At 51.3% G+C, this 21,266-nt stretch carries 14 protein-coding genes; 1 reads left to right on the top strand and 13 read right to left on the bottom strand.

All coding sequences use genetic code 11. The features are described from left to right. Positions 1 to 53 precede the first annotated feature (53 nt). From ACRRNK_RS07240 to ACRRNK_RS07200, 9 genes are all read right to left on the bottom strand, one after another. On the bottom strand, positions 54 to 1,379 hold the full coding sequence (locus ACRRNK_RS07240; RefSeq protein WP_433946826.1) for an NfeD family protein: 1,326 nt from the start codon (positions 1,377 to 1,379) through the stop codon (positions 54 to 56). A gap of 160 nt (positions 1,380 to 1,539) precedes the next feature. Beyond that, the gene (locus ACRRNK_RS07235; RefSeq protein WP_433946087.1) at positions 1,540 to 1,983 is read right to left on the bottom strand and encodes a GatB/YqeY domain-containing protein; all 444 of its coding nucleotides are present in this window, start codon (positions 1,981 to 1,983) and stop codon (positions 1,540 to 1,542) included. 16 nt (positions 1,984 to 1,999) lie between these two features. Continuing rightward, positions 2,000 to 2,173: a 30S ribosomal protein S21 gene (gene rpsU / locus ACRRNK_RS07230; protein WP_005547957.1), complete on the bottom strand. Its 174-nt coding sequence runs from the start codon at positions 2,171 to 2,173 to the stop codon at positions 2,000 to 2,002. A 135-nt stretch (positions 2,174 to 2,308) separates the two neighbouring features. After that, on the bottom strand, positions 2,309 to 2,668 hold the full coding sequence (locus ACRRNK_RS07225) for a histidine triad nucleotide-binding protein (RefSeq protein ID WP_433946086.1): 360 nt from the start codon (positions 2,666 to 2,668) through the stop codon (positions 2,309 to 2,311). Between the two features lie 180 nt (positions 2,669 to 2,848). Further along, entirely contained in the window at positions 2,849 to 6,274 is a 3,426-nt protein-coding gene (locus ACRRNK_RS07220) for an AAA family ATPase (protein WP_433946085.1), read from the bottom strand. After that, the gene (locus tag ACRRNK_RS07215; RefSeq protein WP_433946084.1) at positions 6,271 to 7,455 is read right to left on the bottom strand and encodes an exonuclease SbcCD subunit D; all 1,185 of its coding nucleotides are present in this window, start codon (positions 7,453 to 7,455) and stop codon (positions 6,271 to 6,273) included. Before ACRRNK_RS07215 ends, ACRRNK_RS07220 begins: the two co-directional genes overlap by 4 nt. A 46-nt stretch (positions 7,456 to 7,501) precedes the next feature. After that, the gene (gene addA / locus ACRRNK_RS07210; RefSeq protein ID WP_433946083.1) at positions 7,502 to 11,407 is read right to left on the bottom strand and encodes a helicase-exonuclease AddAB subunit AddA; all 3,906 of its coding nucleotides are present in this window, start codon (positions 11,405 to 11,407) and stop codon (positions 7,502 to 7,504) included. Beyond that, the gene (gene addB, locus ACRRNK_RS07205; RefSeq protein ID WP_433946082.1) at positions 11,404 to 14,964 is read right to left on the bottom strand and encodes a helicase-exonuclease AddAB subunit AddB; all 3,561 of its coding nucleotides are present in this window, start codon (positions 14,962 to 14,964) and stop codon (positions 11,404 to 11,406) included. The genes addA and addB overlap by 4 nt, the downstream gene beginning before the upstream one ends. 321 nt (positions 14,965 to 15,285) lie before the next feature. Beyond that, the gene (locus ACRRNK_RS07200; protein WP_433946081.1) at positions 15,286 to 16,662 is read right to left on the bottom strand and encodes a class I SAM-dependent rRNA methyltransferase; all 1,377 of its coding nucleotides are present in this window, start codon (positions 16,660 to 16,662) and stop codon (positions 15,286 to 15,288) included. 125 nt (positions 16,663 to 16,787) lie between these two features. Between ACRRNK_RS07200 and ACRRNK_RS07195 the strand changes: the two genes are divergently transcribed. Beyond that, on the top strand, positions 16,788 to 17,777 hold the full coding sequence (locus ACRRNK_RS07195) for a Na/Pi cotransporter family protein (protein ID WP_433946825.1): 990 nt from the start codon (positions 16,788 to 16,790) through the stop codon (positions 17,775 to 17,777). A gap of 9 nt (positions 17,778 to 17,786) precedes the next feature. On the opposite strand, the gene ACRRNK_RS07190 is transcribed toward ACRRNK_RS07195, so the two are convergent. From ACRRNK_RS07190 to ACRRNK_RS07175, 4 genes are all read right to left on the bottom strand, one after another. Then, positions 17,787 to 18,218, bottom strand: coding sequence for an NUDIX hydrolase (locus tag ACRRNK_RS07190; RefSeq protein WP_433946080.1), 432 nt, complete (start codon positions 18,216 to 18,218; stop codon positions 17,787 to 17,789). Between the two features lie 152 nt (positions 18,219 to 18,370). Next, the gene (mtaB, locus tag ACRRNK_RS07185; protein ID WP_433946079.1) at positions 18,371 to 19,711 is read right to left on the bottom strand and encodes a tRNA (N(6)-L-threonylcarbamoyladenosine(37)-C(2))-methylthiotransferase MtaB; all 1,341 of its coding nucleotides are present in this window, start codon (positions 19,709 to 19,711) and stop codon (positions 18,371 to 18,373) included. A gap of 4 nt (positions 19,712 to 19,715) precedes the next feature. Beyond that, positions 19,716 to 20,480: an RsmE family RNA methyltransferase gene (locus ACRRNK_RS07180; protein WP_433946078.1), complete on the bottom strand. Its 765-nt coding sequence runs from the start codon at positions 20,478 to 20,480 to the stop codon at positions 19,716 to 19,718. Between the two features lie 100 nt (positions 20,481 to 20,580). Further along, on the bottom strand, positions 20,581 to 21,264 hold the full coding sequence (locus tag ACRRNK_RS07175) for a site-2 protease family protein (protein ID WP_433946077.1): 684 nt from the start codon (positions 21,262 to 21,264) through the stop codon (positions 20,581 to 20,583). Positions 21,265 to 21,266 lie beyond the last annotated feature (2 nt).

Below are 21,266 nucleotides of genomic sequence, written 5' to 3'. Positions count from 1 at the left end.
GTATTATTTATAGTCATAGGAATGAGCCAGGCTCATTCCATATTCCACACGTATCAGACTTCTGCAACCACCACTCTAGTTCCTTCTACCTTAATTACTTTTACCGGCGTGTCTGCTTTAATGAACCCGCCTTCAGTCACAACGTCAATGCGTTCGGTTCCAATTGCAGCGGTCCCTGCAGGGCGTAGTGGAGTAAGACTGGTTCCTTCGAGTCCAAGCAATTCCTTTCTCTCTTTTATAGAGCTGTAACCTTTCTCTGTGGTCAATTCGTCACGTAGAACGAACCGGTTCCAAATCCCGCGTTCCTTGAAGATCCATACCACAATAACAATGACCACTAACGCGGCAAGAAAAGCAATGCCTAGCGATCTAAGCGCATGCTGGGTATCATAGGCAGCCCGAACTACTCCTCCAACCAGACACAGGGAACCCAGAATGCCAAGAATCCCAAAACTCGGTACAAACAGCTCGATCGCCATTAACACCAGACCGATAACAAATAGTGCGCCTGTCTCAATACCCGCGAATCCGGCGATATAATTACCGAAGAAATATAGTCCGAAAGCTGTAACTCCAAGTATTCCAGGCACCCCAAAGCCGGGCACGAGAAGCTCGATTACTACTCCTGCAATTCCCAGAAACAGAAGAATCGTCATAACAATCGGATTCGTGAGGAACATCGCCACGTTCTCAGCCAGTGTCCGTTCTACCCGAATTGTATCTTCGCCGCTGTATCCCATCCAGTGAATAACTTCATCCGTGCTGTCCGCAAGGGTATCGGCATAACCTACTTTCAGTGCCTCGCTGCTGCTTAATGAAATAATTTGACCCTTCTCTTTGGTTCGGTTAATCTCAGGCATATCCACCGTGAGAGAGGGATCTACCATCCCCTCGGCGATTCTAGGGTTTCGATGCTGAAGATCCGCCGCCGCACTCATTTTACTTTTCCAATAAGCAATCTCCTTGGGACTATTCACCGCCTGTCCTGAGGAGTCAACGAGCGCAGCCGCTCCAATTGCACTATCCGGCCGCATTGCAATCTTATCCGCATGAAGTGCGATGTAGCTGCCAGCCGAAGCCGCATTCCCTTGAATAAAAGCAACCGTGGGAACAGAGCTTCCAGCAATCATTTGCCCGATATTCTCAGCACTATCTACCCGCCCTCCCGGCGTGTTCACTTCAAGGACGATTAGAGCTGCTCCCTGATCCTTCGCTTCCTTAAATCCGCGCTCCAGAAATTTCTCCAGCCCTGACTCAATCTTCTGATCCAGCGGTATAACATAGACTGTTCCTGACCTCATCTTAGCTGGAGCAGAGGCAGCTTCGACATCAGACACTAATGCCGAAGCAAATCCGCTTATGAGCAAAAACACCAGCATCAATGTCGGGCACATGACTAGCCTTAGCTTGCGCTTCACCAAGAACCCCTCCCCTTATGTAAATTTTAACACCTTATCCTATTATGTACTACGAACGATGTCTTGCTTCGTTTCAAATAAGAAAAAACACCCTCTATCACTAGAGGGTGTTTCGTACTTGTTATTGCAATAGCTGTTGAACTGCCTGATTAACAAGCTTACCATCTGCAAGGCCTTTGACCTTAGGCATGAGGGCGCTCATTACTTTCCCGATATCGGCTTTCGAAGAAGCACCGGTTTCCTGGATGGTCTGCTGTACAATGACTTTAATTTCTTCTTCAGAAAGTTGTTCGGGAAGATACTCGGCAATTATCTTGATCTCTTCCGCCAAAGGAGCAGAGAGGTCATCACGGCCTGCTTTTTGAAAATCTTGGAGGGCATCTTTGCGCTGTTTGATTTCACGACTTAGGATATCAAGCACTTCGTTGTCGTCCAGAGTTCTTTTCAAATCTATTTCAAGATTCTTAATCGTTGCACGAACCATTCGAATGGTGGAGAGTCTCAGCTTGTCTTTACTCCTCATCGCTTGCTTCATATCTTCGTTCAATCGCTCGCTAAGATTCATGGTAGTTCAAATCCTCCTAAAACTTTCTCTTACGAGCAGCCTCGGACTTTTTCTTGCGCTTCACGCTTGGCTTCTCATAATGCTTGCGTTTCTTCACCTCAGCCAAGACTCCATCTTTTGCAATGGAACGCTTGAAGCGACGAAGTGCAGCATCAATAGTCTCGTTTTTGCGAACTTTAGTTTCAGACACCAGTTTTCCCTCCCTCCGACCAGACCGTCCAAGAGCACAACACGGTTCATCAACTTTCATTATAGGTGAAAAGGAAATAGGGTGTCAACCGTGAGTGGCTTTCTTTTTTATATCCAGTTAAATTCAATTCCAAAATCAGGCATGTGAATCGGAAATTCCGGTCAATGCCCCTAGCTTCGCTCCGCCAAGCAGATGGTAGTGAATATGATACACAGCCTGTCCGCTATCAGGACCGCAGTTATTAATTAGACGGTAGCCGCTCTCCGAAATTCCCAGCTTCTTGGCAGCATTCTGAGCTACCTTGTGCATTTCACCAATAAGAGCCAAATCCTCGGCAGCCACATCGTTCATGGTCGCAATGTGTTTCTTCGGTATAATCAGAACATGGGTAGGCGCCGCCGGCTGGATATCATGAAATACCAGAAATTTGTCATCTTCGTACACTTTGTTGGAAGGAATGGAGCCTTCGGCAATTTTACAAAACAAACAATCCATCGTAGTCGTAACCTCCTTTTCTTGATTTCGCCTGAAGAGAAGGACGAGACCGTCAGTTCCCGAGCTGTTTCTATCATACCGAAAATAAACCAAAAAAAGAAGCACATGCTTTGCAGGAATCTATCCTGCGCTTCATGTGCCTGGAATGAGCTTGTAATGTGTCTGTATGCACTTAGCAGTTTATAAATTTTCTATCATAATGCGCGAGCCCATGCCTGCATTCTCCGCCGGAATCACAACCAACTTGCGCGGAAGCCGTGCTCTAAGCTCGGCTACATGGCTGATGACGCCTACAGCAAGATGATCATGATGAAGCTGTTCCAGAGAAGTGATGACCGTATCGAGCAGCTCTGGATCCAGCGTACCAAAGCCCTCATCCAGGAAAAAGAACTGCAATGGATATTGGCCTCTAAGCTGAATCTGTGCCGATAAGGCAAGCGCCAGGGCGAGCGAGGTCAGGAAGGTCTCTCCTCCAGACAAAGTTGATACCGGACGCTTGATTCCACCATTAGCATCATCACATATAATAAACCCGCCTCCGGAATCTGTCTCGAGAGAGTAACGCTGTTTGGTCAAGTCCCTTAGCCTCTGTGAAGCGGCGCGGCTGACATTCATGAGCTGTTCTTCAGCAACATACTCTACGAATGCATTTCCCCGCAGGCTGGACTGCAGCTTGCTCAGGAGATTAGCAGAATGGTTAAGCTTAATTCGATCAGACTCCAGCTCTTTCCAGCGGATATGACGCACCTCGATATCCTCAAGATCCCGTTCGGCTCTGGCCTTGGATTGCACTGCTATTTCATCCGCTTCCTTGCCTTCAGCCAGCCTAATCCTGCAATTCTCCCATTCTTCCTCTTGAATCTGCCTGCCCGCAAGCTTGGATTCAAGTTCCCTAGTCTGAATGGTAAGCTCACGTTCAATGTCGCGGTGGACCGTGATGCGTTCTTCCAGCTGCTCTCTGGTCTTGGAATCCAGAAGAGCTTGCTCGGTCTCTTCCTCCCGGGTAAATGGGCTCATCTCCAATTGCTGCTCAAAGCGGCTTCGCAGCTGCTGTTCCTGTTCAAGCGCAGAGATTGCAGTCTGCTGCGCTGCTGCTCCTGTCTTCGCCGTTTCTTGCTTCACTTGATCCGCCTTCATATGCTGCTCTTTGAGAGCAGCGGCCTTTCTTCTCAGAAGCTCAAGACGGTCCGCCGTCTCTATGAGCAGCTTATCGACCGCTTCATCCCCGGCCAAAGCACGGAGGCGTTCTTCCTTCTCATTTAACAAATCAGTCTTACCCGCAAGCTGGGCCTGCAGCTGAACCTGCTGCTTGTCCAGCTCAGCCGCCTCCTGAGTCAGACTCCGGAGCAGGACTGTCTTCTCCTCAATAAAAGGCCCGCTGAGCTCAAGCCGTTTCTTCACATCTTCAGACACAGCATCCTTCTCATTGATCTCCTCAATCAGCCGCTGCGTATCTGCCAATGAATATTCAGGCAGTTCTCTGCCCCATTCCCCTGCCAGCACCGTCTGCTCAAGCGTCAGCTCATTCAGCATGTGAAGAGACTGGTCATGTTGTCTCTGAAGAGCCGCAAGCTCCGCATTCAGGCCTGCCAGCCGGGGCTGCAGCGCAGCATGGCTGTCCCGAACACCTTTTACCACCTGCTGAAGCTCTTCAAGACGAGCCAGTGATGCGTTCATGTCTTCCTGAGCTCTATTCATCCCTACTGCCCACTCGCCATACGTCTTAGAAGCTACGGACTTATGTTCTTGTGCTTCGGCTTGCATGGAAGCGGCAGCTTGCAGATTAGCCTGATCCCCAGCTCCGCTTATCTCAGGACTTAATGATTCCATTAATGCTCTGCATGTGTCCAGTCCACGGGACAGACAGTATTTCATATCTCTAATGGCAGGCAGGCTCGCTGCAATCTGTTCCAGTTCACCCTCAAGCTGCTCAGCTTCATCCAGAATGTGTCCGGCTGGAACAGGGTGATGGTCCGATCCACAGACCGGGCATGATTCACCGTCGATTAATTGCTCCGCCAGCCGGGCTGACCATAAATGCAATTCCTGCGACTTCACAGCAAGACGAAGTGCATTCTCACGCTGCTCCAGTCCGTTAAGCATGTATTGGCAGTCCTGCGCTAGATTAGTAAATGTCTCTATTAATCCAGCGGCCTGCTCCGCAGCCTGACGACGAGATTCGAGTCCTGCCGCTTCAAGCTGCTGAGCTTCGTTAAGTGCATTTTGAGCTATAACGAGGCGCTCTTTCAGTTCAGAGGAGGTGCTGTCGGCCTTGGTTCTTCGGGCCGTAAGCTGATTGAACCGGTCCTTAAGCGATGCAGCCGTCTGAACTTTGCGTCTTAGTAGAGCAGGTACCTCCACTTCCTTAAGCCGCTGCTCCAGCTCTTGACGTCGCTGTACTGCTTTGGCAAGCAGCTGCTCCTCCTTCGTTATCTGCTCCGTATGGATATTTAGAGCACGTACGGCTTCTGTGAGCCTGGATTGCAGTTCCGCCTGCTCAAGCTTAAGCGCATCCCGCTCGGCCTGAAGCCCTTTCGCCTGCTCAAGCTGATCGAGCCGGACAAGCAGACCCGGCTCTTCAGCCACCAGCGCCTGCCGCGCAAGCTCAGCCGCACCAGCAGCTTGTGCCGCCGCAGCTTCCGCCTCAGCTGCGGCGGTCATGGCCTGCTGCGCCTGCGTCTGGCGCTCCGCGGCCAAGCGCCGCGCGTCATGCCATGCGCCAAGCGCCGGACGCAGCTGCTCGGCGGCAGCGGCCTTCGCAAGCCGCGCCTCCAGCTGCGCGATCTCGCCGCTCTGCTCCTGCAGCTGCAGGAGCGACTGCTTGCGCTGGCGCAGCTCGGCGCTAAGCTCGCGCAGCTTGGAGAGCTGCTCGAACAGGCGCTCGGCCTCCTGCAGCTCGCGCCGGCGCAGCTCCGCTTCCGCCGAAGCCGCCTTCAGGCGCCCGGCGGCTTCCTGTAGGGCTTCCTCCGAAGCCAGACCAAGCCCTTGCTGCTCAGCAGCCAGCTCTTTGAGCCGGCTATCGGTCTCTTTGACCTTACGGCTGAGCTTCATCCCCAAGTGATCGCCGTACTTCTCCAGATGGAACAAGCGCTGAAGCATCTGCCGGCGTTCACTGCCTTTCAGAGATAGAAATTCAGCGAACTTCCCCTGCGGAAGCACCACTGCCCGGGTGAAGTCATCCATCTTGAGCCCGATCTTCTCCTCCACGCAGCGGGTAACCTCGGCCAGCTTGTCAGCATGAACATGATCTCCTTCCGGCAGAACCTGGATAAAGCGGCTGATCGTATTGCTGACCGAGACCTCTCCTGTTCGCTTGAATCTGCGCTCGACCCGGTAACGTTCTGCCCCGTCTGCTGACAACAGCTCAAAGGTAAAGGCGACGAAGAGGCTGTCTTCCGAATGATTCATGATGCCCTGGGTTCCATTTACCGCGCGCTCCACCTTGCCGTATAAAGCAAGGGTAATAGCATCCAGCAGTGTGGATTTGCCGCTTCCGGTTGGACCGAATATGCCGAACAGTCCGGTCTCGCACAGCTTGGTGAAATCTACCTCCTGAGGCTCGCGATAGCTTTGCAGACCTGAGAGTTTGAGAGAAATTGGCTTCATGATTCTCCCCCCTCGGGGCCTGCCGCGTGCTCATCCTCAGCTACAAGCTGCATAAACAGATCCACAAGCTCTTCCTCCGGCTCTGCGCCTCCGCTCTGACGCTGGTAAAACTTGCGGAACAGCTCATGAACCGGCATTTGTGAGCGTCCAGCCGCCGTCTGTTCAAGTTCACGGCCCGGATACACCGGTCTGATATGGATAATCCCTTCGCGGGATTTACGGAGCGACTGGATATCACCAAGTGACATCGCCTCCGTGAGACGAATCTCCAAATCTATGAATGCATCCGCATCACGCCCGTCATCCAGCCAGCGGTGAACCTCTTCGAGTCCGCCCGTACAGGTCCAACGAACCAGCGGTCTTCCGCTCCGCAGATAGATTTCTTCGCTTACGGGTATTCCCCCTGGTTCAACGTCTATGAGCATCACCGACTTGGCTTGCCCAGCTTCAGAAAAGCTGTAGGCGAGTGGTGAACCGCTGTATCGGATCAAACCATTTCCTTTAACCGATTGGGCACGATGTAGATGACCAAGCGCTGTATACTGGGCTCCTATATCCAGTGCGGCAGGATCGACGGTATAAGCGCCGCCAATCTGAATCGGACGTTCTGAGTCACACTCGACGCCTCCCAGGACATAAATATGGCTCATCGCCAAATTTACCGTGTTCTTGCTGAACGACTGTCCCAGAAGCCGCATTAAACGCCCAACCCGTTCGCTGTAAGCCAATCTAAGCTCCCCTTCATCCACCTGACCTGCAAGAAGCTCGCCAAGTCTCGCCTCCGATGGATAAGGAAGTGCTGCGATGACGGCAGATTCCCCCGTTCTGGCTGCACTCAGCCGCACGGGTTCTGAAGACGGCAGGCCTACCAGTGTGATCCCGCTGCGGGTAACCAGCGGCGTTACGGATGCTACCCGCTCAGGCTGATCATGGTTACCCGCAATGGCAACCAATTGTCTGCCACCCTCAGTTAATCTTGCCGCCGCATCATAGAACAACATTTCCGCGGCAGCTGGAGGATTGACGCTATCATAGACGTCTCCCGCCATCATAATCAGGTCGGCCTTAGTATCCTTGGCAAGCTGCACCAGCTCATCCAGGAACATTTCCTGCTCACTTAATCGGCTTCTCCCTTCAAGCGTTCTTCCCAGATGCCAGTCTCCTGTATGCAGAATCCGCATGGTCTTCCCCCCCTCTACTCTAACCTGGATTCAATCCAGCCTATATTTATAATTTCACGGCCTCTCCTTGATCAAAGAAATACAACCACTTCTCATGCACGGGAGCTCCTGTTATCTCCTCCATGGCTCTCTCATAGAGTTCTAATTGGAATCGATACTTCTCAGCAAGGGCGTTCAGCCCGCCCTGATGCTCCAGCACACGGTCACTCTTATAATCAAGCAAAATCCACTTCCCATTGGCACAGAACAGGCAATCCACAATCCCTTGAACAAGCACAGTTTCCTGCTCCAGCCCATGCTGGATTTGTAATTTAAGCCTATCGTTATCAGGAGCATCATCCCCATTACCAGTTAGCACGGGATACGCTTCCGATGCCGATACTCCATAACTGAATGCAAGCTCTCGCTTGATCCATTCCGCCTCACGGAGCCTGAGTCCAAGCGGACTCTTCAGGAATTGTGTAATCTTGTCCCGCTCAAGCTCCTTAGCCTGATCTACAGCCATAATCTGCTGCTGAACAAGCCAGCGAATGGTCTCCTCCGCTGCATGGTCCACGGCTTCAGCATCAAAAGATATATGCTGCATGACCGTGTGATAAGCGGTTCCCCGCTCTGTGGGTGTCATTCTCCGCTGCTCCATGAATTTAGGTCTGCGAAGATGAAGCTTGAAGGAATCGGGTTCAGCAGGCTGCTTCGCCTCTTCCCGCATCGCCTGACCTTCGAGTACATTAACTGGAGGATCATCCTGCGATGCAAGCAATGCCTTCATCTCGGTTACGGTGGTCTTGGCTGAAATCTGACTGGCCGCTTCGAAAGGATACGACCAACCCAGCCTGGAAGCAACAGCACCAGAAAGGTCCGGGTCAACCTCCTTCTTCACTAGGACTGGATGTCCTAATATCAGCGCCTGCAGCGCCGCTCTGTCGCTAGCGGCGCCAGTATCCCCCGCTTCTTCAGACGCTGCCGCAGCCTGCCTTTGCACATCTTGGGATGACAGGACTCCAATCCGCCAATTCAGGAACTGTGCCGGGAGCCTTGCGCCTGTATCTTCACTAACGTCAGCAAGCTCTCTTAACGCGGTGGCTGCCGGGTGCCGGATCAAGGCTGGTCCGATCCAGTCCAAATAGCTCCGACCCCGGGCGAGCATATAGTCAGGGAGCATTTCATCTCCATTCTGGAGCGCCTGGCTCCAGACAGCAGCTGCCTTAGGCAGATCTTTAACAGCAGACACGAGTACAAGCTTATCCTTCGGACGGGTAAGTGCGACATAGAGTACCCGCATTTCTTCAGCCAGCAATTCCATGTTCGCACGCCTGCGAATGGCCAGGTTAGGAAGTGTTGGATAACTTACCCTTGTATCCGCATCAACGAATTTGGGACCAAAACCCAGCTCCTTATGCATCAGGAATGGCGCATTCATGTCTTGTCTATTGAACATTTTGGACAGACCTGCAACGAACACAACAGGGAATTCCAATCCTTTACTCTTGTGAATAGTCATTATACGAATGCCTTCATTCTGATCGCTGCCCGTTCCGGGAGCACCAAAGTCCCCGCCATTTTCTTTCAGCCTGGAGACAAATCGAAGGAATCGGAACAAACCACGGGAAGATGTGGATTGCTCATAAGCCCGCGCCCTGTCATATAGCGCTCTTAAATTCGCCTGACGCTGCGCTCCGCCCGGCAGACCGCCAACCCAGTCCAGATACGCTGTATCTCTGTAAATGGTCCAGATCAGCCTCCCAAGTTCCCCCTGTCTGGCTTCAGTCCTCCAGCCTTCAAGCTGGCTAAGAAATATGCCAAGCTTGCGGGACAACTCACCGCCGGATGATTCGTCCGCTGCCGCAGTCTGAACAGCCTCATAGAAGCCTCCATTCGGGGCTGCTAATCGGATTCCAGCCAGTTCCTCCTCGGTCAATCCATAGATCGGAGATCTAAGAACAGCGGCAAGCGGGATATCCTGCTGGGGATTGTCGATAACCTGAAGCAGGGACAGCATGATCTCCACTTCAGACGCTTGAAAGTAGCCCTGGCTTAATTCACCGTATGCTGGAATTCCTTCAAGTCGCAGCTCCTGGATCATAGCCGGAGCCCAGGAAAGCGTAGACCTTAAAAGAATCACCATATCCCGGTACTGAACGGGACGATGCTCTCTTATATTCTTGTCATAAATAAAGAGCGGCTTGCCGTTCTCCCCCATCATTTCATGAATGCGGGCAGCAATCATGCGCGCTTCGAGCCTAACCGCTTCCAGCTCCGCTGCGTTATCCTCGCTTCCTTCATCTTCCGGATTCACTTCCGCTATGCTCTCACCAGCTGCCGTGTCTGCCTTGCTTCGATCAACAAGGAGCAGCTCGGGCATATACCCGGAACTGTCTGGGGAGTCCTCCGGAAAGCCCTCACCATAGACTAGTTCAGCTCTTGAGTCATAGGAGATTTCCGCAACCCCTTCATTCATCATCTGTCTGAATAGATAATTGACGGCACCAACAACCTCTCTGCGGCTCCGGAAATTGCGCGCCAGATCAATTCGAAGTCCTTCACCAGTGAAATCCTGGCCGTAGGTCCGGTATTTGTCCAGAAACAATCCGGGCTCTGCCAGTCTAAAGCGGTAAATACTCTGCTTCACATCGCCTACCATGAACCTGTTGCCGGGTTTTGCTGTAGAGATCAGTCGTACAATGTCCTCCTGAACTGTGTTCGTATCCTGATACTCATCCAGGAGAACTTCCTCATACTGCATTTGATATTCAAGAGCAGCTTCGGAAGGGATGATATTCGCCGGAGTTGAATCCGGGTGTCTCAAGATTTGCAGACAATAGTGCTCGAGATCCGAGAAGTCCAGCCATCCTTTGGCCTGCTTCTCCTCCTGGTACCTCTGAGCAAATGAAATGATCAGCTCTGTCAGTTCGTTCATAAGCGGAGCTGTTGTGTGCAGCTCTGCCACGAAATCCTCTGCCGGTCGTCCGAACAGCTGACCGCGAAGCTCCGTAATCGTCTTCTTCGCCTCTTCGCGCAGGCCTTTTACCCGCTCCTGAAGAATTGGATCTGTCTGGTCTTTCTTGCAGGGCTTCAGCTTGCCAAAGCCCGAGTACTGGAACACATGATACAAATTCTCCCATGGCTGATAAGAGACCGCTTCGAGAAGTCCTTCAACCACCTCAAGATCCTCGTCCAGGGAGACAGCATAAGGAGCCGGGCCGCCGGGGGATAGCGCGATCTCTTTTGCCTGCTTCAGCAGATCGCACACCCCGTTCAAAGTCAGCCGGGTATCGGCAAGGATAGACTTCACCCAAGGGCTCTCGGACATCTGCTCCATATTCGCCATTTTGAACAGCGCTGCCGTAGAGCGCAGCCAGTGATCCGGCCAGGAATGGCTTCGGGAGAAGTCATATAACCTCTGAACCAGCAGGAACATCGCATCATCACTGCGTTCCCCGCTGAACCAATCCACCAGAGTCAGGAAGGCTCCTCCTTCTGCCTCAGTTCCATACTTCTCCTCGAACAGCTCCTCCAGCACTTCCTGACGAAGCAGCTTCACATCACTTTCCGAAGCAATTCTAAAGCCTGGATCAAGTGGAATTAGAGTGTAGTAGCGCTGTATCACTTCCAGACAGAAAGAGTGCAGCGTTGTAATAGAGGCACGGCCGAGCATAGCCAGCTGACGGCTTAAATGCTCATTCGACGGGTCTTCTTCAAGCAGGGCTTCTAGGGCCGAACGAATACGTTCCCGCATCTCGGAGGCCGCGGCTTTGGTGAACGTTGCCACCAATAGACGGTCCACACTTAGCGGCTCCTCGGTATTTGATATTTTGCGGATAATCCGCTCTACAAGCACCGCAGTCTTCCCTGATCCCGCTGCAGCGGCAATCAGCATATTACCTCCAGACTGGGAAATGGCGTTCCATTGATCGTCACTCCATTTACTTCCGGGCGGTTTGGGAATGTTCATTCGAGTTCCTCCTCACTAGTCCGCGCTGGTCCGGAAGACACCCATGCAGAATCCGCTTGACGGCTGCGTTCCCCTAGCAAATCCCAAGTCTGCTCTTTGTCCGGTTTGGTCAGCATATTGTATTTATTGTCTTCCATCGTCTCATCAAATTGGCACACGGGTCTGTAAGAACAGTGGGTGCATGCCGTCTCTTGACCGATCCGGTACGGCTCAATAGCTACGTCCCCCTCGGTAATTCGCGTTCCTATTCCCTTAATTGTATTTCTGACCGAACGAAGGAGCGTATCCCACTGGTCGGATGTAGCTACAGACGCGCTGGTGTAGAAAGATCCGTCTGTTTTTAACGCAACAGGAAGAATATCTGAATAGCCCTTCTCCAGCAATCCATCCATTCGGGAAATGACATCCTTATCGGCCATCAGAAGGCCTTTCATTTTGAACCTCTTCAGCAGCTCCTGTCCCGCCTGCTGCGGGTCAAGGCCATTGGCAGATTGAAGCAGAGGATTATGCACATGGAAATATAAGGCTCCGGCCGGTACAGCAGACTTTCCAAGCCACTCTTCCGCCGAGCTGATAATGACATCCAGATAAGTAAGCATTTGAAGGGAGAGACCGTAATACACCTCGTGAAGCTTAAGATCGGTCTGACTCGATTTATAGTCAATGACACGCAGCAGAATCCCTTGCTCGCCCTCAGCCATATCGACACGGTCAATTCGGCCGACAATCTCCATGACACAGCCGTTCGGCAGCTCGAAAGTAAGCGGGGGAAGCGTTCTTCCAGGCCCAAAGTCAAGCTCCAGTCCAATCGGCTCAAAGCTTCCCCGGCGGGACTGCTCCCCCAGAATAACAGAAGCACGGCCAACAATATTCTTGAGCTTGCGGGAAATGTAACCGTACCGCTTCGAGCTTAACAGAATCTCTCCTTGCAGCTTGGGAGCCAGCTTGTCCACTGCCGCTTCGGCTTCTCTGACACATTCATCAGCTGACAGACTGCCCCAGCTCCGGTTCTGCTCCTTGAAGGTAACCGCCATCGAGCTTAAGGCTGCATGGAAGAGCTGCCCAATATCGGGAGCTTTAAGACGGTATAATTGTCTCTCTCTAAGCTTCAATCCGTGGGAGGCAAAATGCGAGAATGGACAGGATGCGAACCGTTCCATCCGGGAGACGCTGGTCCTTAGTCTTTTCCCGTATAATTTGCGGCTTGTAGCCGGGGTAAGGGTATTGGTTCTATTACGATAGCCTAGCGAACCAAGCAGCTGATCCAGCTTCCTGTTCCACTCGGGTCTTGATCTATACCACTCCAGCACTTCCCACCAGACCGGAGCTATTTCCGTACCAATCTTCCATAGTCGAAGCTGACCGATTAACTCGCTAAGAGTTGGGGAAGGATGAGTTACTCTAGAAATACTATTTGCATCTTCGGCTGGAGAAGCTGACTCCTGAGCCCCTTCGCGCAGCGCAGGAAATATAGTGGAAATATGTCTGATCACCTCGGAAGGCAGCAGCGGCTTCCCATCCTCATCTGCAGACGGATAACTTAACCGGAGCGAGCAGCTTGCGGCAGATAGCGCGTGATAGATTAGGAACCTTTCATCCAGCAGCTGACGGGTGATCCCCGGTGAGAGCTGCATTCCTGTCTTCGCGAGCGTGCTTCTCTCCTGTTCTGTCAATATTCCTTCTTCCTGGATGAGTGCGGGCATCACACCTTCGTTAACCCCCAGCAGGAAGACATGCTTCACATGACTCGTGCGGGTCCGGTCGGTGGAGCCGATCAGAACCTGATCCAGGGAAGGCGGAACCAAAGCCAACTTCAAGCCTTCCAGACCGGTATTCAGAACCCCCGCAAATATTTCATTGCTCAAGGTCTCTTGGCCCATCATTTCAACCATCTGGTCAAGCAGATCCAGAATGGCTCCCCACAGTTGTCTATGCTCCATCGCCTCCTGTGGATGCCCCTTAGTCAGAGCACTATGAGCAAGCAAATCCAGCCGCTGCGGAGCTTCTATATCCTCAAGAAGCCAGTAGACGGCTTCACACTTCTCGCGGATGGTCTTCCCTTTCTTGAGCCGTTTCTCAAATGTCCCTAGAGGCGTAGCAATCGCCTGACGGCAGAGCTCGATTCGGGCCATTCCGCTTGAATCTGATGTTACTTCTGCAGCCGATGAAGCCTCAAGTGACAGGCTCGGTCTCCCTTTCCAGGGCCTTTGATCGGTCCATCTGGACCCATGAATCCCGCTTGCCAGAACATAGTTCTCGAGAGCGTCCATATCATTTCTTGTGATTGACCCATTTAACGGGAGGACGAAATCTGTTTTGACGCAGCGGAACACATCGTCATACTTCCAATATCTCTGCACCACATCAAGAGAAGCGCGAACATATTCAATGAGCGGATGATGCAGTACCGAACGCTTCTGATCAAGAAAGTAAGGTATCCCATAGTCTTCAAAGACTGAAGCTGCGATATGTTCATAATCGCTTATGTTCCTCACAAATACTGCCATGTCCCGCCAGCGCGCTCCCTGCTCCTGCACCAGGTTACGGATGACACGGGCCGTCTCTTCGACTTCCGCTCTGCGGTCAGGCGCTGCATACAGGTTCAGGCTGCTGCGGAAATCCGATGGAAGCTCTCCTCTCCACCGAATTCGGCGTTCATAAGCAGACTCCAAATGAGCGAGTGTCTCGCTCTGTACGAACCGAGGGTATGGCTTGGCGTCTAGCACCACTGTGTCCTCAACATCGACAAAAAGGGACTCGGCCAGGGCTCTTAGCTTCATGTAAGCAAGCGCCGTGGGATGGAACAAGTCAAGTTCGTGAGGCGGAGTGCCATGATCATAAGGCTTGTCCAGCGTAAGCGATATCCGGACCTTGGCCGCCTTTCTCATGAGTTGTCCTATCGCTTCATATTCCTTCGGGGTAAATGTATAGAAGCCATCAATCCAAATCTCGGCATTGCTTAAAAAGCCAGACTTCTCCGCACCTTCGGCCAGCTTGATCACATGATCCTCTGCGTCTACGTAATGGTGCGAGAGCTCCTCTTCAAACTCCTTGTAGAGCAGCGAGAGATCATGCAGCTTGTCCTTGAGCAGAGAGGACTCCTCCTCGCCGCCCTGAAGCTGGGAATAGTGATATTCGAGAGTCGCAGCATCCCCTGAATACTTCTTCATTTCGGTATATAGCGTGTTCAAACGGTCAATCAGCCCCAGCTGATCGCCCGCATTCTTGTATAATTTAAGCTCACTTTTGCGGCGCCGCATGATTTTATACAAAAGCATCCTCTTGCCCTCATCACTAATAGGGATCAGAGCTGAGCCACCCGTCTCCTGCATAACCCGAAGTGCCAGCCGGCGAAAGCCCAGCACCTGAGCCCGGATTGTCCCTTTGAGCTCTTCGCTTCCCGCAAGCGCGCGTTCAATTTGAAATGTTCCTTGTTCTGGAACCAATATAATAATCGGAGGCCCCATGGGGTCCTCGCGCAGTCTTGTTCGAACCTGTTCCAGCACCAGGCTGCTCTTCCCGCTGCCGGATCGGCCAATGATAAATTGAAGTGACATTTACAGGCCTCCTGCCCAAATTTCCGTCTATATCCGCAATTCTGCACGGACAAATATGCTTCCTATTATATCATATAGAACCCCTCAAGAAGAGAACGTACGTTTGTAAAATTTGGCTTAAGATCTGGGAAAAGGTTGGTCCTAAAAAAGGGTCGGAATGTTACTCAGCATAAAGTTTAACAAATCTATCGGTGTCCACTCATAGAAGAAAAAAACTCCGCGCCTTCGATGGAACTAATCCTTCGGATGAAAAGCAAAAAAGGGCATCTCACTAAATCGAGAGCCCTTCTCTATAGCATCGCACTGTGTATGGCATGGGTTTTATAGGCTTTTCTTGCTCCGAACCTCGAAGACGGCAAACTTCAGATAATGCCCTTCCTCAACACCCAGAATCTGCGGATGGTCCTTGCCTGCAGCCCGCCACTCGACCAGACGGAGCACCTTACCCGCATCGGCCGCCGCATCCAGAATGGTCTCCAGGAAGAGCTCTGGCTTCATATGGTAAGAGCAGCTGGCTGTTACCAAATAACCACCTTCATTTACAAGCTTCATCCCGTGCAGATTAATATCTTTGTATCCCCTTGTAGCCCCCTTAACCGCGCTCTTCGTCTTGGCGAAAGCCGGCGGATCCAGAATGACCACATCCCAGGTGCGCCCTCCAGCGGCCGTCATCGGTACCGAAGTATCGGTTTTATTGTCCGAAGCCCCAGCACGAAGCTGTCGTTCGTCTACGCCTTTAACCTGTTCACGTAGAAAATCGAAAGCGTCGGCAACAACAAACTCGACACGTTCTCCGAAGCCGTTCAAGTCCACATTGGCTTTGGCGCTCTCAATCGCATGGGCCGAGATATCCAGACAGGTTACTTTCTTCGCACCATACTTGCACGCGTGGAGGGTGAAGCTTCCCGTATGGGAAAAACACTCCAGCACCGTTGCACCATCCCAGTATGGGAATGTAACTTCCTTGCCCTTACGGTTGAGTGGTACCAGCCTGGTCTCACCACTTTCCCCGGCAACTTCCTGAAGAGTTATGCCGCTTCTGGATCCCCAGCCTGTCATTAGCGGTTCAATAGATGCGCGGTTCTCGCGTTGATCGAAGAAATACCCCGTCTTCTGCCCTTCTTCAATATCTACGGATACAATCAGGCCGTTCTCCATTACCGTTACATGACGAGGACAAGTGCCGTAGAGCGGCCCTTTGATCTGTTCCAGTCCTTCCATCTCACGTACGCTGACATCACTGCGTTCATAGATCCCCTTAGGATTCACAACCTCAACCAGCGCCTTCACAATCTCCTCGCGGCGCAGATCCATACCAAGCGTAAGCACCTGGATAACGAGCACATCACCGAATCGGTCAACCACCAGCCCAGGCAGGAAATCCGCCTCGCCATAAACAAGGCGATAAGCATCCTCTTCCACAAAGCGTTCCCGCAGCTGGAGACACTCCTTGAATCTTCTGGTGAAGAATGCCTGATCCATCTCCTCCAGAGGATGGTAAGATACAACTCTCACTGTGATCTGGGACTTAGGGTTGTAATATCCTGTCGCCAAGTATTTGCGCTGATGATTAAGAATCTCTACCAACTCACCCGGCTGAGCTTCACCTTCTACGGTCTCAATTTCATTGTTATATATCCAGGGATGTCCCTGTTCCAGCCTCTTTCTCCGGCTGCGCGTCAAGATTACGGATGCCAACCAATATCACTCCAATTTCTTCGTATTATAACTCAGTTGCCTGGGAATGGCCTGTCATGCTTGTATTTCTCCCAGCATAGCTTAACAATAGACGTTCACAACAACAGAAGGAGGGATTCATCCTGCTGCTTCGTGAAATTATTATTCCACTGACACTCGGACTCTCCCTCTTTATGTTCGGTATGAAAATTATGGAGTCCGCCCTTCACGCATGGGCAGGCCCTCTGCTGACCAAGCTGCTGAACGCATCCACGACAACACCCTTGAAGGGGATGGTGTTCAGCACCTTGGTCACCGCCGTGCTGCAGAGCAGTACGGCCGTCACGGTGATGACAATTGGGCTAGTCAATGCGGGTCTCCTTACTTACGCACGTACGCTTGGAATCATACTCGGGGGTAATATCGGCACGTGTCTGACCACTGAACTCATAGCCTTTAACTTCACCCAAATCGGCGTTCCGATGCTTATCATCTCTTCCGTATTCTGGGCGGCCTCTATCCTGATTGAGGAATTGCTCAGATCAGGAAGAAACTATATGCCGCAATTAAGAGCAGTTCAATATGGAGCATTAGCCTCAGCCGGCTTCAGCCTAATCATGATAGCTATTAGGTGGATGCAGTCGGTTAGTCCCGCACTTGAGAGTGCAGGAATTCTGGATTGGCTCATTAGGAGAGCTTCAGACAGCCTGCTGTGGGGAGCAGCCGCAGGAGCTATTCTAACAGCTCTGGTCCACAGCAGCGCGGCGGTGATTGGGATGACGATGACCCTTGTAGGATCAGGCGCACTGCCAGTGGAATTGGGGATTGCCATGGTGATTGGCGCAAACGTAGGAACCTGTGTGACAGCTCTGATCGCTTCCTTAGGCGGCACCCGATCCGGGAGCTTTGTTGCCTGGTCGCATATCATTCTCAATTTGGGAGGAGCTGTCCTGTTCCTTCCCTTTGTTCACGGCTTGGAAGCCGTCTCAGCATGGATTACGGATGATCCCGCCTCCCAAATTGCCCACAGCCAGACCCTATTTAATATCATCTGTTCCGTCCTTGCCCTGCCGATCTGCTACCTGCCTATATGGACATCTAGAGAAAGCCGACCACCAGCCCAGAAGACGATCTGAAAAAGTTGTCTACAGATCTAGACCCAACAGCTTAAGACCCTTCTCCAATATAAAATCATTGTTGTCGTAGCCAGACTTTTGCTGCTTCTCCCAGGCATCTTTCGGCTCATACCAAGCAACACCTCTAATCTCTTCGACCTGTGCCCGCAAATCACCACTCACACATTCGACAAGATAATAATGCACTTCTTTGTCCACATTGCCGTGCTGAGGATGCTGATAAGTATATGCAATAATATCGATTGGCTGAACGATACGACCGGTTACACCCGTTTCTTCTACAATCTCCCGAAGAGCGGTCTGTTCAATTGTCTCACCGGCTTCTCTCTTCCCTTTAGCAAATGAGATCTTGCCATAGCGGTCGGTAATCAGCTGGATTTGCAGCTGGTCCTGGACACGGCGATACACAATCCCACCCGCGGATATCTCTTTGAATGACATGCTGTGAGGCCTCCTTCTTGTCACGCTGTTCATTTGTATTTGAACAACAAGGATTTCAGCCCGAAGCGGGTTGAAATCCTTGTTGTTATTCCACCACTTATATAGGGTCAACCAGTGTCCACGAACGAACCCTAGTATCGCGTTGCTTTGTATTAGGCAATTGCTTCTGGCGCAGAACCAAGCACACGAACCAGCTGCCCCTCACAAGTATTTACGCCCGCCTTTGTTACTTTAACCCGGCATACTTCGCCTCGAAGCTCCTCAGGGCCATCGAACAAAATTTGCAGGTAGTTGTCACTGTACCCCATCAATTTGCCTGGACCGCACAGCCCCTTCTCATCACGTTCAGGTATAACATCCAGAACTTGACCCACAAATTTCTCCGCATAGGCAAGCTGCATCTGTTCAGACATATCAATTAAATCATGAACGCGCGCATGCTTAATCTCCTCGTCCACCTGATCTTCCATTCTGGCAGCGGGAGTACCTGTTCTTTTGGAGTAAGGGAATACATGCATTTCTGAGAATCCGATTCTCTTGATCGCTTCAAAACCTTCCTGGAACAACTCATCCGTCTCACCAGGGAAGCCTACGATAATATCTGTCGTAATGGCTACATCCGGCATGAAGTCACGGATTAACCGGATCTTCTCCTCGAACTCGGCAATTGTATACTTGCGGCGCATGCGCTTCAGCACTTCATCACTGCCCGCTTGAAGCGGAATGTGAAAGTGCCGGGACATCTTGCTAGAGTTCTTCAGAACGTCAAGCATCTTCTCATCGATTTGGCTCGCTTCAATCGAGCTGATACGAATGCGCTCAAGACCCTCGACCTTGTCCAGATCCCACAACAGATCAGATAGGCGGTAATTCTCCAAATCGTCGCCATATCCGCCAGTATGAATTCCGGTCAGAACAATTTCCTTGAATCCGGCAGCAACCAGCGAATGAGCCTGCTTAATCACACTTTGTGGGTCACGGCTTCGTGATAGTCCGCGGGACCAAGGGATGATGCAGAATGTGCAGAAGTTGTTACAGCCCTCCTGAATTTTGAGGAAAGCTCTCGTACGATCCGCAAAATCAGGTACATCCAGCTCCTCAAATTCGCGGGTCTTCATAATGTTGCGTACCGCATTAATCGGCTGACGTTCAGCTTGAATCTGCTGAATGAAAGGCATAATTTTGTCCCGGTCCTGTGTACCAATGACAAGGTCTACCCCGGGAATATCAAGAATTTCAGCAGGTGATGTCTGTGCGTAACATCCCGTTACCGCTATAATGGCATCCGGATTGCGGCGGACCGCACGGCGGATAATTTGACGGCTCTTCTTGTCTCCCGTATTCGTTACGGTACAGGTGTTGATCAAATATACGTCAGCTGTCTGCTCGAAATCGACCTGCTCATAGCCCTCATTCTTGAACAGCTGCCAGATTGCTTCAGTATCATAAAAGTTCACTTTGCAGCCCAAAGTGTAAAATGCTACGGATGGCATGTTGTCATGCTCCCCCCATTTCTCCGGTTTCATAAAGCATACATGTCAGGGCGGCCATTCCAGCCGTCTCCGTCCTAAGAATACGTCGTCCAAGTCCGACAGATACAGCCCCTGCCGTCTCGGCTTCTTCAATCTCCTTCTCTGTGAATCCACCTTCAGGGCCAACCATAATCATAACTCTATATTTATGGTCCCTTTCGAGTTGTTCGGACCAAGGCTTCAGCACATCACGCAGGTGCTTGCCATTCTCTTTCTCATAGCAAATACAGATGAGATCGTAAGCTGAGAACTCCCCCAACAGCTGTCTCCAGGTCAATGCCTGCTCTACCTCTGGAATCTTGCTGCGGTGAGCCTGCTCAGCAGCCTCCTTGGCAATCTTGCGCCAACGGGTAATCCGCTTCTCTTCTTTCTTCGCGTCATACTGAACAATGGTCCTCTCCGACAAAAAAGGCGCAAAAGAAACTGCACCGATCTCGGTGCATTTCTGGATAACCATTTCCATTTTATCGCCCTTCGGCAAGCTCTGCGCCACCGTCACCTGAAGCCAAGGCTCCTGGGAAAGTGAGAGATGTTCAACTATAACTGCCTGAACCTCCAACGGTTCGATGGTCTGAAGTTCGACAATTGCCTCCTTGGAGACGCCGTCACTTACAATAACCTTATCCTTCGGCTTACCCCGCATCACCCGGCCGATGTGCCTGGCATCCTCACCGGTAATTGTTACAGTAGTGTCTCCGAACTGCTCAGGCGCAATGAAATAACGCTGCATGTCTCAACCATCCTTGTCCAAAATCATCAAAGTACATCATACAACTTTTGGCGTAGGCTGACCAGTGTGAAAAACACTCTCCCAGGGTCTTCCAGCCTACCTAACCAGAGACGAGATGAAACAGACCTAAATACATCGAACTTGCTGTATTGTAGAGCGGCGTTATAGTATAACGCTGTAGTTCGGGGATAAACAAAATGAGCAGGAAGATGAATATAGCCCAGCGTTCAAATTGCTGCAGCCTGCCCAGCATCGAACGGGGTGCCAAATCCTCAACAATACGATACCCATCCAATGGAGGCAATGGAATTAGATTAAATAAGAATAGAAAGAAATTCATTAAGTTAAAGTAGTAGAAAAATGAAGAGATCGCTTCAGCCAGCTTGGTAGGTTCACTATCTAACCACAGTGAATTCATGACCCCAAAATGAAAAAGTGCCGCGTAGATCAAAGTTCCCACAATCCCCAACAGCAAGTTACTGATTGGACCGGCTGCAGATACAATAATCCCCATCAAACGCGGACTGCTGAAATTGTCCCGATTAACCGGGACGGGCCTTGCCCAACCAAATCCTGCGATGAGCAGCATCAATACCCCGATAAAATCGAAATGAACAGCCGGGTTAAGCGTTACCCGACCGAGCAGCTTGGCGGTAGGATCCCCAAACTTGTTCGCGAAATAAGCATGCGCAAATTCATGCACCGTAAATGCGATAACCAGCGCCGTAAGAAAGAATGGAAGCTGGTCTAAAGGAAATCGAAATAGTCTGTTCAAAAAATCCATAC

Source organism: Paenibacillus sp. SN-8-1, assembly GCF_050995535.1.
Taxonomy (GTDB): Bacteria; Bacillota; Bacilli; order Paenibacillales; family Paenibacillaceae; genus Fontibacillus.
Note: the sequence above shows the minus strand (reverse complement) of the source record. Positions and strands in the feature narration are given on the sequence as shown.